14 protein-coding genes are annotated in these 15,447 nt (G+C 74.4%); 9 read left to right on the forward strand and 5 right to left on the reverse strand.

The genetic code is table 11. The features are described from left to right. Window positions 1-23 precede the first annotated feature (23 nt). The 3 genes from BSL84_RS22665 to BSL84_RS35610 all read right to left on the reverse strand — a co-directional run bounded on the left by BSL84_RS22665 (window position 24) and on the right by BSL84_RS35610 (window position 2,773). On the reverse strand, window positions 24-1,115 hold the full coding sequence (locus BSL84_RS22665) for a HAMP domain-containing sensor histidine kinase (protein WP_045323673.1): 1,092 nt from the start codon (window positions 1,113-1,115) through the stop codon (window positions 24-26). Further along, complete coding sequence (locus tag BSL84_RS22670) at window positions 1,112-1,852, reverse strand: response regulator transcription factor (RefSeq protein ID WP_030028984.1); 741 nt, start codon at window positions 1,850-1,852, stop codon at window positions 1,112-1,114. The genes BSL84_RS22665 and BSL84_RS22670 overlap by 4 nt, the downstream gene beginning before the upstream one ends. A 348-nt stretch (window positions 1,853-2,200) precedes the next feature. Next, complete coding sequence (locus BSL84_RS35610) at window positions 2,201-2,773, reverse strand: hypothetical protein (protein ID WP_159393545.1); 573 nt, start codon at window positions 2,771-2,773, stop codon at window positions 2,201-2,203. A gap of 177 nt (window positions 2,774-2,950) precedes the next feature. On the opposite strand from BSL84_RS35610, the gene BSL84_RS22680 reads away from it, so the two are divergent. Together BSL84_RS22680 and BSL84_RS22685 are read left to right on the forward strand one after the other, a co-directional pair. Further along, entirely contained in the window at window positions 2,951-4,213 is a 1,263-nt protein-coding gene (locus BSL84_RS22680) for a glycosyltransferase family 39 protein (RefSeq protein ID WP_107484830.1), read from the forward strand. 168 nt (window positions 4,214-4,381) lie between these two features. Beyond that, a complete protein-coding gene (locus BSL84_RS22685) occupies window positions 4,382-5,305 on the forward strand; it encodes a sulfurtransferase (protein WP_075971010.1) in 924 nt (307 codons plus the stop codon). Here the strand turns inward: BSL84_RS22685 and BSL84_RS22690 are convergent. Next, a complete protein-coding gene (locus BSL84_RS22690) occupies window positions 5,267-5,611 on the reverse strand; it encodes a hypothetical protein (protein WP_030028225.1) in 345 nt (114 codons plus the stop codon). The two genes, BSL84_RS22685 and BSL84_RS22690, sit on opposite strands and share 39 nt — an antisense overlap. 222 nt (window positions 5,612-5,833) lie before the next feature. On the opposite strand from BSL84_RS22690, the gene BSL84_RS22695 reads away from it, so the two are divergent. The 3 genes from BSL84_RS22695 (at window position 5,834) to BSL84_RS22705 (ending at window position 9,759) form a co-directional block, all read left to right on the forward strand. Continuing rightward, window positions 5,834-6,598, forward strand: a complete 765-nt coding sequence (locus tag BSL84_RS22695; protein ID WP_075971011.1) for a DUF4097 family beta strand repeat-containing protein — start codon at window positions 5,834-5,836, stop codon at window positions 6,596-6,598. Window positions 6,599-6,722: 124 nt separating this feature from the next. After that, window positions 6,723-9,119, forward strand: coding sequence for an endopeptidase La (gene lon, locus BSL84_RS22700; RefSeq protein ID WP_045323681.1), 2,397 nt, complete (start codon window positions 6,723-6,725; stop codon window positions 9,117-9,119). 199 nt (window positions 9,120-9,318) lie between these two features. Further along, on the forward strand, window positions 9,319-9,759 hold the full coding sequence (locus tag BSL84_RS22705) for a MarR family winged helix-turn-helix transcriptional regulator (RefSeq protein ID WP_030028221.1): 441 nt from the start codon (window positions 9,319-9,321) through the stop codon (window positions 9,757-9,759). A 32-nt stretch (window positions 9,760-9,791) separates the two neighbouring features. On the opposite strand, the gene BSL84_RS22710 is transcribed toward BSL84_RS22705, so the two are convergent. Beyond that, window positions 9,792-10,565 carry a protein phosphatase 2C domain-containing protein gene (locus BSL84_RS22710; protein ID WP_075971012.1) on the reverse strand — a complete coding sequence of 258 codons (774 nt, stop codon included), beginning with the start codon at window positions 10,563-10,565 and terminating at the stop codon, window positions 9,792-9,794. Between the two features lie 398 nt (window positions 10,566-10,963). Between BSL84_RS22710 and BSL84_RS22715 the strand changes: the two genes are divergently transcribed. The 4 genes from BSL84_RS22715 to BSL84_RS22730 are packed head-to-tail and all read left to right on the forward strand — an operon-like array spanning window position 10,964 to window position 15,444. Then, window positions 10,964-13,945, forward strand: coding sequence for a nitrate- and nitrite sensing domain-containing protein (locus BSL84_RS22715; protein WP_075971013.1), 2,982 nt, complete (start codon window positions 10,964-10,966; stop codon window positions 13,943-13,945). Next, the gene (locus tag BSL84_RS22720) at window positions 13,942-14,448 is read left to right on the forward strand and encodes a roadblock/LC7 domain-containing protein (RefSeq protein ID WP_030031512.1); all 507 of its coding nucleotides are present in this window, start codon (window positions 13,942-13,944) and stop codon (window positions 14,446-14,448) included. Before BSL84_RS22715 ends, BSL84_RS22720 begins: the two co-directional genes overlap by 4 nt. Continuing rightward, complete coding sequence (locus BSL84_RS22725) at window positions 14,445-14,834, forward strand: DUF742 domain-containing protein (protein ID WP_075971014.1); 390 nt, start codon at window positions 14,445-14,447, stop codon at window positions 14,832-14,834. The genes BSL84_RS22720 and BSL84_RS22725 overlap by 4 nt, the downstream gene beginning before the upstream one ends. Continuing rightward, window positions 14,815-15,444, forward strand: a complete 630-nt coding sequence (locus tag BSL84_RS22730; RefSeq protein WP_030031514.1) for a GTP-binding protein — start codon at window positions 14,815-14,817, stop codon at window positions 15,442-15,444. Before BSL84_RS22725 ends, BSL84_RS22730 begins: the two co-directional genes overlap by 20 nt. The last annotated feature ends 3 nt before the right edge of the window (window positions 15,445-15,447 follow it).

The following is a 15,447-nucleotide window of genomic DNA, read 5'->3' on the forward strand; positions in this document are numbered from 1 at the left end:
CGAACCCTACGTCAACACGGCACCTACGAGCTGCCCGGAAGCGTGACGAGGATGCGGCAGCCACGTGACGATTCGGCCACCCCGATCCGGCCGCCGTGCAGCTCCACGGCCCAGCGCGCGATCGCCAGGCCCAGTCCGGTGCCTCCGTCGCCGCCGCGGGCGCTGCCCCGGTTGAACCGCTCGAAGACCCGGTGGCGCTCCGCCTCCGGGATCCCGGGGCCCTCGTCGCGGACCTCCAGCACCAGGCTGCCGGGCACCTCGCCGGCCCGCGCCCGGACCGTGACCCGGCCGTGCGGGGGGCTGTGCTTGACCGCGTTGTCGATCAGATTGGCCACCACCTGGTGCAGGCGTTCGGCGTCGGCGTAGGCGCACAGTTCCGGCGGGAACACGTCCAGGTGCAGGTGCACGTCGTTGCGGGTGTGCCCGCCGGAGCCGGAGAGCAGCCCCGGCCGGCCCGCGGCGGCCAGCCCCGACTCCTTCAGCACCCCGGACAGGTACGGCCACACCTCGAAGCGGCGGGCCCTCAGCGGCACCACGCCGTTGTCCACCCGGGACAGGTCCAGCAGGGTCTCCACGAGCCGGCCGAGGCGCTCGGTCTGCTTCAGCATGGTGCGCATGGTCTCGGGGTCGGCGGCCGAGACGCCGTCGACGACGTTCTCCAGTACCGCCCGCAGCGCGGCGATCGGTGTGCGCAGCTCGTGCGACACGTTGGCGACGAGCTCCTTGCGGTGCCGGTCCACGGCCTCCAGGTCGTCCGCCATGAGGTTGATCGTGGAGGCCAGGTCGCCCAGCTCGTCGCGGCGTCCGGCGCCCCGCACCCGACGCGTGAAGTCGCCGTGGGAGATCGCCCGGGCCACCGTGGTCATGTCGTCCAGCGGGGCCGTCAGGCTGTGCGCCACGAACTGGGTGATCAGCATCGAGGCGATCACCGAGAAGACGGTGATGAAGCGCAGCTCGGTGTCGGTGCGCAGGGCCACCAGCAGCAGGCCGGTGGTGATGAAGACCGAGACGACCACGAGGGTGCCGAGCTTGGTCTTGATCGAGAACGGTGAGAAGGGCCGCAGCCCTCCGGTGGGCCGGTGGCGCGGGTGCGGGCCCTCCGCCCGGCCGTTCACGGCTGGGCCGGGGTCTCCAGGGCGTACCCGACGCCGTGGACCGTGCGGATCCGCTCGGCGCCGATCTTGCGCCGCAGGGCCTTGATGTGGCTGTCGACCGTACGGGTCCCGGACGCGTCGGCCCAGTCCCAGACCTCGGCGAGCAGCTGCTCCCGGGAGAGCACCGCCCGCGGGGTCCCGGCCAGGCACACCAGCAGGTCGAACTCGGTCGGGGTCAGGTGGACGTCCTCGGTCTGCACCCGGACCCGGCGCTGCGCGTGGTCGATCTCCAGGTCGCCCAGGCGCAGCGTGGCGCCGCGCGGGGTGTGCGCGGCGATGGTGGCCCGCTCCACCCGCCGCAGCAGTACGTGGACGCGTGCGGCCAGCTCGCGCATGGAGAACGGCTTGGTCATGTAGTCGTCGGCGCCGACGCCCAGCCCGACCAGCATGTCCGTCTCGTCGTCCCGGGCGGTGAGCATCAGCACCGGGACCGGGCGCTGCGCCTGGACCCGGCGGCAGACCTCCAGCCCGTCGAAGCCGGGCAGCATGACGTCGAGGACCAGCAGCTCGGGCAGCCAGCTCTCGGCCGCGGCGACGGCCGCGGGACCGTCGGTGGCCGTCTGCACCTGGAAGCCCTCGGCGCGCAGCCGGGCCGCGATGGCCTCGGCGATGGTGCGGTCGTCCTCGACGACGAGCACACGCCGCTGGGCGCCGGGCGTTGCCGCGGCGCCGGTGTGGGTGGTGTGTGTCTGTTCCATGTCCGCCCCTGAAGATCCCGCTGAATGGGGTGCAGCGTAGAGGAGGCTCGGGCCTGCGGCTACGTGGGGTTCGGACACGGCATATGCGCTGGACCTGAGCAAATGGAATGGGATGTACCGGGTGTCGGACCCCTCGCGGGGCCGGTGTCCGGCGGGCGCGGCGGTCAGCTGCCCCACCGGCTGCGACCTCGTCGGATCCCTCTTGGAGGGGACCTACAAGGCCGGTCCGCGGCCGGGCGGGAAGACCGGGGTGTGAGTGTCGTTCGGCACATCCGGCCGCGCGTACGGCGATCTCCGCCCGTGCCGGGCCGGCAGGCCGGCCGCTCCCGGACCGGCCGGCAAGGGGGCTCAGCGCTCCGTGAACGGCGGCAGAGCGCTCGCCACCCGCTCCAGGGCCGGCGGCAGTGATCCCTGCTCGCCGGCGACCTCGTACCCGCCGTGCGTGAAGGTGTAGACGAAGCCGTCGTAGATCTTGGGGCCGCCCGTCGCCACCTTGGGCAGACGGGCGAAGTCCGCCTCCCGGAGCGCCGTGCGCAGGGCCGCCAGCTCCTGCTCGGACAGCTTTCCGGTGCCCTCCGGCCGCGCCTTCCCGTCCAGCCGGGACCACGAGCCGTCGCCCTTCACGACGAGGGTGTGGGTCTCGCCGGCGAAGCCCCCGCTGCGGGTGACCCGGACCAGGGTCTCGCCGGGGGCGGGGACCGGGCTCGCGCCGGTGCCCGTGCCGGGAGTGCTGCCGCCGGGGCTCGGGCTCGCCGCGGGGCCGGCGCCCGTGCCCGGGTCCGTACTCGCACTCGTGCTCGTGGCCGGTTCCGCGGAGCCCTTCGGCGGCGCGTCGCCACCACCGCCGGAACCGGACGATCCGCATCCGGTCAGGAGCGTCGCGCTCAGAACCACCGCCGCCACCGCCCGGAACGCGCGCACACCCACCTCCGCGGACACTCACTCGGGTCCACCCCCGAGTATGGAGTCCGCACGCCCGATCCGACAGCTCCACGACAGCTTCAGGAGGCCGCCATCCGCCGCATCGCGCCATGGCGCCCGCTCCCGCCGCTGCTCGCCGCCGTCCTCGGCCTCTGGGGACTGGAGCGCGGCGGCAGCATGTGGCGCGACGAGTCCGTCACCTGGCAGGTGGCGCACCGGTCGCTCGGCGGGATACGGGACCTCCTCGGACAGGTCGACGCCGTGCACGGCCTCTACTACCTCCTCATGCACGGTGTGTTCCAGGCCTGGGACGGCGGCCTGTGGGCGCTGCGGCTGCCCTCCGTCGCCGCCACCGCCCTCGCCGCCGCCGGGGTGGCCGCCGTCGCGCACCGGCTCGTGGGGGAGCGGGCCGCGCTCGTCGCCGGCTGCGTGTACGCCGTGCTGCCCCCCGTCCAGATGTACGCCCAGGAGGGCCGCTCGTACGCGCTGGTCGCGGCCGCCGTGGTGTGGGCGACGTATTTCATGCTGTGCGAGCGGTGGGCCGCCTACACCGTCGTGCTCCTGATCGGCTGCTGGCTGCACGAGTTCGCCGCGCTCGCCCTGCTCGCCCACGCCTTCACCGCCCGGCACACCCGCGGCTGGCGGGCCGGCGCCGCGACCGTCGTCGCCCTGCTGCTGCCGCTCGCCGTGGTGAGCGCGCGCCAGGCGCACCAGCAGCTCGGCTGGCTGGGCCGGCCCAGCTGGCAGGACTGGACCGCGTACGCGGTGGTCGGCGGCGCCTCCCTGCTGCTCGCGCGCGGCGCCCCGCGGGACCTCGTACGGGTGGCGCTGCCGCTGGTGCTGCTGCCGCCCGGCCTGCTGATGGCGATCTCGCTGGTCAACCCCTGGTACGTCGACCGGTACGTGCTCTACGCCCTCGCCGGACCCGCCCTGCTGGCCGGCGCACGGGCGGCCGCCGCCCGCGGATGGCGCCCGTGGGCCGCGGCGGTCGCCCTCCTCATGCCGCTCGGCCTGTGGTCGGCGTGGCTGCGCACCCCGGAGAGCCGCAAGGACGACGTGGTCGCGGTGGCCTCCGCGGTACGGGAGCGGGCCCGCCCGGGGGACGCGGTCGTGTTCATGCCCTCCCGCAGGCGTGAGTGGCTGCTGTCTGCGCCGGACGTCTACGACGGGCTGCGGGACACCGCCCTGGCGGCCTCCCCGGCCGCTTCCCACAGCCTCCAGGGCACCGAGCTGCCCCCGGAGCGGATCCGCGCGGCCCTGCTCACCTCACCCCGGGTGATCGCCCTGCTGGACCCGGCGGACCAGCCGCTGGACCCCTACCGGCACGAGGAGGTCAAGCGCGAGGTGCTGGCGGGCGCGTTCGACCTCTGCTCGGTCACCGCGGTACGAGGCGCCCGGATCGCCGTCTACGCCCGCCCCGGCGGCTGCCCCGCCGGCTGACGGGCGCTCGCGGCGACCACGGCGACCACGGGTGAACCGGCCCCACGGCAGGGGCGGTTGCCGGCCCGCGCGGGTCGCGCCGGAGGATGGGGACGACCGCTTCGTACAGCCGGCGGGCCGCGCCGCACAGTGGAAGGGACGCGGCACGCCGATCCCAGGAGGTGCCGCATGCCCGTCTCCGACCACCCCGCGTCCCGAGAGCCCGGGCCCGCCGTCCCCGGACCGCTGGTCGGGGCCGACTGGCTGGCCGCCCGGCTGGACACCCCCGGACTGGTCGTCCTCGACGCCTCCGTCGGCGCCCACCGCGCCGCGGGCCACCGCATCCCCGGCGCCCGCCCCTTCGACCTCGACGGAGCCCTCTCCGACCACACGGCGCCCGCCCCGCACACCATGCCCGGGCCCGCCGAGTTCACCGCGGCGCTGCGGTCCCTAGGCGTCGACGACACCGACACCGTCGTCGTCTACGACGGCGCCGGCGTCTACTCCAGCGCCCGCGCCTGGTGGATGCTCCGCGCCATGGGCTTCGACCGGGCCGCCGTCCTCGACGGGGGACTGCCCGCCTGGACGGCCGCCGCCCTCCCCGTCGAGGCCGCCGCCCCGGAGTACGGGGGCCCGCGCGGCACCTTCACCGCCCGGCCGCGCCCCGGACTGCTCGTCGACGCCGAGACCGTGGCCGCGGCCCTCTCCGACCCGGCCGCGGCCGTCCTCGACGCCCGTACCCGCGAACGCTTCGAAGGCACCGCCCCCGAACCCCGCCCGGGCCTGCGCGGCGGCCACATGCCGGGCGCGGTCAGCCTGCCCTTCGGCGAACTCCAGCGCCCCGGCGGGCTGATGCGCCCGGCCGGGGAACTCCGCGCCGCCTTCGAGGCGGCGGCGGGCGGGCGTGAACGCCTCCGCTTCAGCTGCGGCTCCGGGGTGACCGCGTGCGTACTGGCACTGGGCGCCGAACTCGCCGGCTACCGGGACCTGGCGGTGTACGACGGCTCCTGGAGCGAGTGGGGCCTGCCCTCCGCGCAGCGCCCGGTCGCGACCGGGCCGGGCGCCGGCCTGCGGTCAGCCGAAGACGACCGACCGCACCTTCAGGCGCTCTGACGCCCAGCCGGTGTGGGGCCGCAGCCGGAAGGCGGGCCCCTCGCAGTTCGTGTCGCCGAAGACCGTGGCCCATGCGTCCGTGCGGTTCCTCGGCGAGTGGCCCGGCTCGGGGTTCTCCTGGCCCACACCGGGGAGGTTGAAGCACTCGCCGTCCCACGGGTCGGTCAGGAAGCCGGAGGCCTCGTAGCCCTCGACGGTCAGGTACGTGTAGCTGAACCGGCCCGAGGCGGCGGAGGCGGAGGCCGGGACGGTGACGAGGAGCAGGGCGGCGCCGAGAACGGCGGTGAAGGCGGAGCGGAGACGCATCAACTGGTCTTTCTACGGGTGGGAACACTGCCGCAGCCACCCCTGCCCGGCCGGGGGGCCCGCATCCGCCCGTCACGCGTACGGATGAGGAGGAAACGACCCTGCTCGGGCCGAACGGCCGAAGCCCGCCCGCCACCCGGACCCGGCCCGGGGGATAACCCCCCACCGGATCCGGGTACCGGCACCATCGGCCGCGCGGGGCGGGCGCCGCAGGATCGGGGTATGACTTCCCACACCACGGCGGCGGCCCGGGCCGCCCGCGCCTCGGCCGCCGCCCTCGCGGCCGGCCTCGTCCTGGCGGCCTGCTCCTTCGTCGACGGCCCGCGCACGACGGTGAGCGCCGACACCACGGTCACCGAGGCGGTCACCGCCGTCGAGCTGACCGGCACCCGGGCCGGGTCGATCGAGGTCACCCCGGGGGCCGGGCCCGGAGTCACGGTCCGCCGTACCGTCCGCTACCACGGCGACACCGCCCCCACGCCCGGCCAGCGGGTCAGCGGGGGCGTCCTCACCTTCACCGCCGACGGCTGCCCGAGCAGCTGCCGCATCGACTACCGGCTGGAGGTCCCGGCATCCGCGAAGGTCACCCTGGAGAGCGGCAGCGGCGACATCACCGTCGCGGGCGTGGCCGCCGCCGAGGTGGAGGCCGGGTCCGGCGACGTCCGGGCCCGGGACATCGCCGGCCCGCTGAAGATCCGTACGACCTCCGGCGAGATCACCGGCACAGGGCTGGCCGGCCCGGACACGTCGGTGCGCTCCGAGTCGGGCGACGCGCGCCTGGACTTCGCGAAGGCCCCCGCCTCCGTGCTCGCCGAGACGACTTCCGGCGACGTCAGCCTGGGGGTGCCCGCGGCCCGCTACCGGCTCGCCGTGTCCACCACCTCGGGCGACCGCGACGTCTCCCTGTCCGACGACGCCTCGGCCTCCTCCCACCTCACGGCGAAGACCACCTCCGGCGACGTCCGCGTCGCCACCCTGACCGGCTGACACCCCCCGGCCGGGGAGCACACCGGGGAGCGTGTTCGCCGCCGGCGAACGGAGGTTGGGGAACACCGGGAGGCGCAGATGCATTGAGTCCCTGTAGCTCAACTTCACTGCCGGAGGGAAGATCATGGCTTCGACGTCCGTAACGCTCACCCTGCCCGTGCTGCCTCTCGACGACGAGGTCGTGCTGCCCGGAATGGTCGTTCCGCTGGACCTGTCCGACGCCGAGGTACGCGGGGCCGTCGAGGCCGCCCAAGCCGCCGCCGGCACCGGGAAGCCCCGCGTGCTGCTCGTACCGCGGATCGACGGCACGTACGCCGCGACCGGTGTGCTCGGAACCGTCGAGCAGGTCGGCCGGCTCTCCGGCGGCGATCCGGGCGCACTCATCCGCGGCCTCGGCCGCGTCCGCATCGGCGCCGGCACCACCGGGCCCGGGGCGGCGCTCTGGGTCGAGGGCGAGATCGTGGACGAGACGGTCCCCGATCCGCTGCCGGGCGCCGTCGCCGAACTCGTCAAGGAGTACAAGGCCCTCGCCACCAGCTGGCTCAAGAAGCGCGGGGCCTGGCAGGTCGTGGACCGCGTCCAGCAGATCGAAGGGGTCTCCGCCCTCGCCGACAACTCCGGGTACTCGCCCTTCCTGACAATCGAGCAGAAGGTCGAACTGCTGGAGACGGCCGACCCCGTCGCCCGCCTCAAGCTCGCCGTCAAGGCGCTCAGCGACCACCTCGCCGAACAGGACGTCGCCGAGTCCATCGCCAAGGACGTCCAGGACGGCGTCGACAAGCAGCAGCGCGAGTTCCTGCTGCGCCGCCAGCTGGAGGCCGTACGCAAGGAACTGCGCGAGCTCAACGGTGAGAAGGAGGGCGAGGAGTCCGACGACTACCGCGCCCGCGTCGAGGCCGCCGACCTCCCCGAGAAGGTCCGCGAGGCCGCCCTCAAGGAGGTCGACAAGCTGGAGCGGTCCAGCGACCAGAGCCCCGAGGGCTCCTGGATCCGCACCTGGCTCGACACCGTCCTCGAACTGCCCTGGAACGAGCGCACGGAGGACCGGTACGACATCCAGGGCGCCCGCGCCGTACTCGACGCCGAACACGCGGGCCTCAGCGACGTCAAGGACCGCATCACCGAATACCTGGCCGTGCGCAAGCGCCGCAGCGAGCGCGGCATGGGCGTCGTCGGAGGCCGCCGCGGCGGCGCCGTCCTCGCCCTCGTCGGCCCGCCCGGCGTCGGAAAGACCTCGCTGGGCGAGAGCGTCGCCCACGCCATGGGCCGCAAGTTCGTCCGCGTCGCCCTCGGCGGCGTACGGGACGAGGCCGAGGTGCGCGGCCACCGCCGCACCTACGTCGGCGCCCTGCCCGGCCGCATCGTACGGGCCGTCAAGGAAGCCGGATCGATGAACCCGGTCGTGCTCCTCGACGAGATCGACAAGGTCGGCTCCGACTTCCGCGGCGACCCCGCGGCCGCCCTCCTGGAAGTCCTCGACCCCGCCCAGAACCACACCTTCCGCGACCACTACCTGGAAGTCGAACTCGACCTCAGCGACGTCGTCTTCCTCGCCACCGCCAACGTCCTGGAAGCCATCCCCGAAGCCCTCGCCGACCGCATGGAACTCGTCCGCCTCGACGGCTACACCGAGGACGAGAAGGTCGTCATCGCCCGCGACCACCTGCTGCCCCGCCAGCTGGAGCGCGCCGGACTCGGCGCCGACGAGGTGGTCCTGGAGGAGGACGCCCTGCGCAAGCTGGCCGGCGAGTACACCCGCGAGGCGGGCGTACGCACCCTGGAGCGGGCCATCGCCCGCCTGCTGCGCAAGGTCGCCGCCCAGCACGAACTCGGCGAGCGGGAACTGCCCTTCCACATCGGCGCCGACGGGCTGCGGGCCCTGATCGGGCGCCCGCACCACGTGCCGGAATCCGCCCAGGACCCGGCCGAGCGGCGCACCGCCGTCCCCGGCGTGGCCACCGGCCTCGCCGTCACCGGGGCGGGCGGCGACGTGCTGTTCGTGGAGGCCTCACTGGCCGACCCGGAGACGGGCGCGGCCGGACTGACCCTCACCGGCCAGCTCGGCGACGTCATGAAGGAGTCGGCGCAGATCGCGCTGAGCTTCCTGCGCTCCCACGGAGCCGAACTGGAACTCCCCGTCGCCGACCTCAAGGACCGGGGCGTGCACATCCACTTCCCGGCCGGCGCGGTACCCAAGGACGGCCCGAGCGCGGGCATCACCATGACCACCGCCCTCGCCTCGCTGCTCTCCGGGCGGCAGGTGCGCACCGACGTGGCCATGACCGGCGAGGTCTCGCTGACCGGGCGGGTCCTGCCGATCGGCGGGGTCAAGCAGAAGCTGCTCGCCGCCCACCGGGCGGGCCTGACCACCGTCATCATCCCCAAGCGCAACGAGGCCGACCTGGACGACGTCCCGGCCGAGGTGCTGGAGGGGCTGGAGGTGCACCCGGTGACCGATGTGCGCCAGGTCCTGGAGCTCGCCCTGGAAGACGCGCAGGTGCAGGTCCCGGCCGCCGCCTGACCTCGGACCGGGGGCCTACGCCCGCACCCGGACGGCCCGGTTCCCCGCTCCGGCGGGGCCCCGGGCCGACCGCGCGCCCGCTGCGAAATACTGGCCCCCACCCCCCGGGGCTGCCGGGACCCACCGGGACCTGTGGGGACCCACCGGGGCGCCACACATCGCGGCATCGCGCATCGCGGCATCGAAGAAGGAGCAGGACGTGCACGGGAGTGAAGACCAGGAGTTCCTTGCCCTGGAGCGGGAGCTGTCCGTCTTCCTCCGGCGGGCCCGCGCCTCCTCCGGGGAGATGGCCCGCGCCCTCCACCCCGAACTGGAGCCGGCCGCCTACGGGCTGCTCGTACGCCTGGAGGCCGCCGGCCGGCAGCGGGCCACCGACCTCGCCGCCTACTTCGGCGTCGGCAAGGCCACCATGAGCCGGCAGCTGCGGGCCCTGGAGGTCCTGGGCCTGGTGGCCCGCGAGCCCGACCCCGCCGACGGGCGGGCCTTCCTCGTCGGGCTCACCGAGGAGGGCCGCGAGCGGTTCCTGCGGGTACGCGGCGCACGGCGCGAGCAGTACATGCGCAAGCTCGCCGGATGGGACCGCGGCGAGGTCGCGGAACTGGCCCGCCTGCTCCACCAGTTGAACACGGGCGCCGAGTAGCGGACCGCCTCAGCCCCCCCGCAGGCCGCGCCTCAGAGTTCCGCGTAGACCGCCGACGCGTCGTCGTGCCGCTTGTGCCGGCCCCGCGGGACGGCCGGGCCGACCTCGACGGCGCGGACCCGGCCGATCAGCCCCTCCGCACCCTCCTTCCGGAGCACCGCCAGGCACTCGGCCCAGTCGCCCTCCCCGAACGTGTCCGTCCAACGGCTCGCCCCGTCCGTCAGCGCGGCCACCGCCCGCACCCGGCCGCGCGGGGTGCGCCCCGTGATCGCCCGGGACGCCACCGACGGGTCCGCGGCCGCCGTGAAGAAGCCGCCCTCGGCATTGCGCAGGGCGTCCGTCGCCGCCACCGAGCGCAGCACCTCCCGCGGCACCCGCTCCAGCCGGTCGTCGAGCACCGCCGCCACCTCGCCCCCGGGTGCCTGCAGGAGCAGTACGGAGTCCGAGAGCACGAGGTGTTCCACATACGCCTCGTCCCAGCGGACGACGACGACCGTCGCCTGCGGGGTCCGTATGTGAGAAAGGTCACACGTGTCGCGGTGGGCCTCGGCCGTGGCGCGAACTGCCTCGGCCAGGATCCGGTCCAGCGGCATGTCCCGTCGCGATCCGGACAGTTCGGTCAATCGGCCGCCGAGCCGGGCCGTGAACCACGGCACGCCGTGCACGCACCCGTCCCCGCCCGCCGGCGGGGTGACCCCGTCGAGCACCACCAGGACCCCGCCCCCCGAAGCGGGCACCGACGCCGACACCCAGTCCTCATTGGGGCGTTCCTGACTGCCGGGGGCCGTGGCGAGGTCGATGCGCATACGGACATTCTGCCCGGGCGACGTCTGTGGGCCCGGGAAGGTACGGACCAGGGCAGGCGTGGTGGGCGGCCCGCACACGCGCGGTGCCCGGCCCGGCCCGGACGGGCTCCGGCACAGGGCCGGCGATGTGGGCGGGGCATACTGCCAAAGGCCGCATCGATCTTTCAACCACCTGTCCACGGAGCCGGTCTGTGACCGGGTCCCCGAGTTGGTCGCCAACTCATCCGTGATGTTCACTCGTTCGAGTGGCCGGGTGGGCGATGTGCGGCTCTCTCCCCAACACGCTGCAAAGGTCTGAGGCGGTACGAGGGGGCAGGGGGCGTTTACTTGTTGACCGGCCGTTACCTCGGCCACACGAGTAGACGAGCAAAAGCACACGTACAGGATTGCGAGCACCGGTGCAGAAGAAGCGGTCTCGGAAGAACGGCACCGCCGCCGAAGGCCCGGCCCCCGCAGGACGCCGCGTCCGCGTGCGCAGCCGGCTGGTCGTCGGCGTCGCCGTCGCAGGACTCGCCGTCCTCACGGCCGGCACCCCCGCCGTCGTCACCGCCGCGAGGGAGCTGAACGACTCCCAGCGGCTGGTCACCCTCGCCGAGCAGACCGGCCAGATCCTCACCCTCACGCACGTCCTCGCCGACGAGCGCGACGCCGTGGTCGAGTACGCCGCCAAGGGCCGCCCGAGCGCCGCCAAGGCCGGCCTCCAGGACCGCGTCCAGCGCACCGACCGGCAGATCACCGAGGCCGCGACCGAAGTCGACGAACCCCTCGCCCTGGCCCTCGCCCGCGTCGAGTCCGTCCGTACCGAGGCCATCGACGGCAAGGGCACCGCCCTCGCCGCCCACCAGGCCTACACCGGCCTCATCACCGAACTCCTCGCCCCGGGCGCCCGGCTCGTCGAGCTGACGCCGCCGCGCGCCGAGTCCGCCCTCGTCACCACCCGCCCGCTGGCCCCCCTGGGCCAGGCCGTGGAACAGGCCTCCGCCACCCGCGGACTGCTGCTCGGGGCACTGGCCGTACCCCGTGGCGACCAGCCCTCCGGCTCGGCCGCGGTCGACGAACTCACCGCCGCAGCCCAGCGCACACGCGTACGGGAACAGGCCGCCCTGGACGACTTCGCGCGGGTCGCCCGGCCCGACGTACGCCAGACCCTCACCGCCACCGTCACCGGCCCCGAGGTCAAGGCGGCCGACGACTACCTCAAGCGGCTCACCGACCGGCCCACCCTGACCGGCTCTGACCGCAAGACCGACGGCGCCGCCGTCGGCGCCGCGCTCACCGCCCGCATCGACCGTATGCGCACCGTGGAGGCCACCCTCGCCGGGCAGCGCGCCTCCGCCCTCGCCACCCTGCGCGACGACGACGTGACCCGGCTGGAGATCCTGGTCGCCCTGCTGGGCCTGCTGTTCCTCGGCACCGTCGGCTTCTCCACCGCCGTCGCCCGCTCGCTCACCCGCCCGCTGTCGGTCCTGCGGCGCGGCGCGGAAAGGCTCGCCACCCCCGAGGGCTCGGTGGAACCGGTGCGGTTCACCGGCCGCAACGACGAGTTCGCCGAGGTCGTCCGGCACCTGAACGCCGTACGGGACCAGACGGTCTCGTTGCACACCCGGATCGCCGGCCTCGACGCCGACCGGCGCCGCATCATCGGCCGCAACGAAGCGCTCGCCTCCGGCCGGGAAGCACTCGAAGAGGAACTGACGCAGCTGCGCGCGGGGCTGGAAGAGCACCGCCGCAACATGTCGACGACCTCCGTCTCCCTGTCGCTGCGCACCCTGGGCCTGGTGGAACGCCAGCTCGCCGTCATCGAGGAACTGGAGTCCAGGGAACAGGACCCCGACCGGCTCGCGACCCTCTTCAAGCTCGACCACCTGGCGACAGTGATGCGCCGCCACAACGAGAACCTGCTCGTCCTCGCCGGGCAGGAGCACGGCCACGGGCAGGGACTCCCGGTCGCGCTGGTCGACGTGATGCGGGCCGCCGTCAGCGAGATCGAGCGCTACGAACGCGTCGACCTCGCGGCGCTGCCCTCGTACACGCAGGTCGCCGGACACGCCGCCGACGACATCTCCCACGTACTGGCCGAACTGCTGGAAAACGCGACGACGTTCTCGCCGCCGGACGTCAAGGTGAAGGTGTCGGGCTGGACCCTGGACTCCGGCGACGTGGTGCTGTCCGTCGTCGACGAGGGCATCGGCGTCACCGACGACCGCCTCGCAGCACTCAACGCCCGGCTGTCCACGCCCGAGGCGTACGACGAGGAGCCCGAGGAGGAGCACGGCCTGGGCCTGGGCCTGTACGTGGCCGGGCGGCTCGCGGCACGCCACGGGGTCACCGCGGAGCTGCGCGGCGCCCGGCACGGCGGCACCGAAGCCCTGGTCGTCATCCCCGCGACGCTGCTGCCGACCACCCCGCCGGCCTCGCCCGTCCACACCCTGGCCGCACCGGGCGCGCTCTCGCTGCACCTCCCGGGCGTGATAGCGGAGGCGAACGAGAACACCCTCCCCGCCCGCCCGCGCGGCGCCCACGCAGCCCCCGAAGCCGACGCCGAAGCCGACCTGGATCCGGCCCCGGCCCCGGACGCCGTCCCGGCGGAGCCGGTCATCCTGGCCGAGGGTGTCGACCTGGCTCCGGGCCCGGACGCCGTTCCGGTGGAGCCGGTCACCCCGGTCACCCTGGCCGAGGCCCTGGCGCCGCCCGCCGAGACCGAGGCCGCCGAAGCCGACGCCGACGCCAGCACCGGCCTGGACCGGGTTCCGGCCTTCGACGCCGTCCCGGCGGACCAGGTGTTCACCGCCGAGCCCCCCGCAGGGGAGCAGCTCCTCGCACGCATCGCGCACGACACGGACCCGGCGGACTTCGAGCTGCCGGAACCCGCCCAGGCCGACCCCGCCGAGCCCCCCGCCGGGGACCCGGCGGGGGACCCGGCCGGCGAGGTCTTCATCCCGGCCCCGGCCGCCGACGCCCCGCCCGCGGAGCAGACCTTCACCGCCGAGCCCCCCGCGGGGAGCCCGGCAGGGGACCCGGCCGGGGACCACACCCACGCCCCCGCCGAGGCCGACTGGCTCCCCCGCCAGGGCAGCCACCCCGCCGACCCGTCCGACGGCGGCGCCGCCGTCACCGACAAGGGCCTGCCGAAGCGCACCCCGCGCACCGTCGCCGCCCCGCGGGCGGAGGCCGTACGGCCGCAGCCGCCGCGCCGGGTCGACGCCGAAGAACTGCGGCGCCGGCTCGGGGGCTTCTACCAGGGAGCCCAGGACGGCCGCCGGGTCGCCGCCGCCGAGATCGCTCGGGACCAGGAGTCGGCCTCCGGGCCGGCGCAGGGGCAGGGGCCGGGGCAGAGCAAAACCGACCAGGGGGACAGCGCACAGGAGGCACGCACATGACCGCGCCCAGTACGTACGGACTGAGCACCCAGGCCCGCAACCTGCAATGGCTGCTGACCGACCTGGTCGAGGAGGTGCCCGGCGTCAACTCCGTCGCCGTCGTCTCCTCGGACGGGCTGCTGCTCCTGTCCTCCGACCCCGGAGCGGGCGGCGCGGGCGAGACGGGCGGCACGGGCGAACCACAGGCGGCGCCGCGGCCCAAGGGCCCACGGGGGGCGTCCGCCGACCTCGCCACCATCGTCTCCGGCCTCGGCAGCCTCACCACCGGGGCGGCCGCCCTGATGGAGCTCGGCGCCGTCAAGCAGACCATGGTGGCGATGGAGCACGGCTCCGTCTTCGTCATGGCCGTCAGCGACGGCTCGCTGCTGGGTGTGCACGCCGCGCCCGACTGCGACATGAGCGTCGTCGCCTACCACATGGCCCTGTTCGTCGGCCGCGCCGGCCACGTCCTGACCCCCGAAGTCCGCAGTGAGCTGCGCCAGTCGATGGAGAACACCCCGTGAGGAGACCGGCAACCGACCGACTCCCGATACGCGGAGCCGACCGCCGGCCCGCCCGCGTCCGCCCGTACTCCCTGACGGGCGGACGGACACGGTTCACCCAGGTCCTGCACGTCGAGACCTTCGTCGCCGCCCTGGACGCCAAGGCGTCCGAGCCGCAGAAGCCCGACCGCATGCCCGAGATGCCCGCGATCGTCGAGGTGTGCCGCCGCATGCGCACGATCGCCGAGATCGCCGCACTGCTGAAGCTGCCGCTCGGTGTGGTCCGCGTCCTCGTCAGCGACCTCGCCGACCAGGGCAGGCTCCGTGTCTACACGACGGGCCACGGCACCGGCCGGCCCGAACGCGCGCTGCTGGAAAGGGTGCTCGGTGGTCTTCGCCGTCTCTGACAAGCCCGTGGTCGACGACGAACCGGCACAGCCCTGGCAGTACGACCGCTCCCGCGCGCCCGTCGCCGTCAAGGTGCTGGTCGCGGGCGGCTTCGGCGTCGGCAAGACCACCTTCGTCTCCTCCGTATCCGAGATCACCCCGCTGCGTACCGAAGCGGTGATGACCCAGGCCGGCGTCTCCACCGACGACCTGTCCGGCACCCCGGACAAGCACACCACCACCGTCGCCATGGACTTCGGCCGCGTCACCCTCGACGACGACCTCGTCCTCTACGTGTACGGAACCCCGGGCCAGGAACGCTTCTGGTTCATGTGGGACGACCTGGTGCGCGGAGCCATCGGCGGCCTCGTCATGGCCGACACCCGCCGCCTGCGCGACTGCTTCCCCGCGCTCGACTACTTCGAGAGCTCCGGGCTGCCGTACGCCGTCGCCGTCAACCACTTCGAGGGCTCGCAGTCCTACGAGCCCGAGGACGTGCGCGAGGCCCTCAGCGTCCCGCCGCACGTACCCGTCGTCATCATGGACGCGCGAGAGCGGCGGACGGTCGTCGAATCCCTGCTGGCGCTGGTGGGCCACGCCCTCGACAGCACTCCCGAAGAGAGGACTTGAGAG

This window comes from Streptomyces sp. TN58 (assembly GCF_001941845.1).
In the GTDB taxonomy this organism is placed as follows: Bacteria; Actinomycetota; Actinomycetes; order Streptomycetales; family Streptomycetaceae; genus Streptomyces.